Raw genomic sequence first — 1,240 nt, forward strand, 5'->3', positions numbered from 1 at the left:
TTTCCAGGGAGCATGGGCTTACCTATACGATTCGGGAGGATACGAACAGTGAACCCCGTTATTGCGCTGGCTGGATTATGGAAAGCTTGCGTGAGGAGGCAGCTGAGATGGGCATTTCTCCGCCGGAGCTCATGAGCGGTCCGTTCCATGATTCGCTTGCCATGTCCCATGTGTGCRATTACGGGATGATTTTCGTTCGATGTTTGGAAGGAATCAGCCATAATCCCAAGGAGTACGCGAGTCCTGACGATATCACGCTAGGTACTGAGCTTCTGCTACGCGCAGCGCGCCGAATAGCTTTGGGGAATCAAGAAGAATCGCAGACTTGATGACGAACATCCGATAGATAGCCTATACGCGCGGAGGTGTGGCAAATGGGGACATCCTTTATTTCACTAGATGATTTGAAACGTAATTTCGCCGAAGTCAAAGCGGGCATGAAGCCGAAAGAGGCGATCGAAGAATCGAATCGATGTTTGTATTGTTATGATGCTCCTTGTGTACGCGCCTGTCCGACAGGAATAGAAATTCCTTCTTTTATTAAAAAGATCGCCTCTGGCAATCTCAAAGGCTCTGCCCGCATTATTATGGATGCTAATCCAGTAGGTGCTACATGCTCCAGGGTATGCCCCACGGAGGAACTCTGCGAAGGGGCTTGCGTACTTAATCATTCGTCCAAGCCTATTCTAATAGGGCAATTGCAGCGTTATGCGACAGACTGGGCCATGAAAAACGAGCAATTATTATTCAAAGCCGGAGCAAGCATTGGCAAATCGGTAGCAATCATTGGCAGTGGACCAGCTGGTCTCTCAGCAGCACGAGAGCTTGCCCGATTCGGCTTCGAAGTGACAGTATTTGAAGCGAAGGATCAAGCAGGAGGGTTAGATACCTACGGAATCGTTTCTTTCCGCTTGCCTCAGGAGATTTCACTCTGGGAAGTAGATCAGATTCGTCAGCTTGGCGTTGATTTCAGATTGAACACGCGGGTTGGCGTGGATATTACGGCTGAGTCGCTGCTGGAAGACTATGACGTTGTTGTGCTGGCAGTAGGGATGTCGAAAGTCCCGATGCTTGGTATTGAAGGCGAAGCCTTAACAGGTGTTTTCGATGCCATTGATTTCGTTGAAGCAACGAAATCAGGCGGTGATCTGGATACGAATCTGATCGGGAAGCGTGTAGCCGTCATTGGCGCGGGGAATACGGCGATTGATGCAGCTACATGCTCGGTCAGGCTTGGCGC

At 50.0% G+C, this 1,240-nt stretch carries 2 protein-coding genes; both read left to right on the forward strand.

Features of this window, described 5'->3' with window-relative positions; all coding sequences use genetic code 11:
- A partial coding sequence (locus AC1DUA_RS38250; protein ID WP_477504662.1) for a M20/M25/M40 family metallo-hydrolase occupies positions 1 to 329 on the forward strand: 329 nt, incomplete at its 5' end.
- A 45-nt stretch (positions 330 to 374) separates the two neighbouring features.
- Positions 375 to 1,240, forward strand: an 866-nt coding sequence (locus tag AC1DUA_RS38255) for an FAD-dependent oxidoreductase (RefSeq protein ID WP_477504663.1), incomplete at its 3' end; no start/stop codon positions are given.

Source organism: Paenibacillus sp. 01T422 (genome assembly GCF_056398785.1).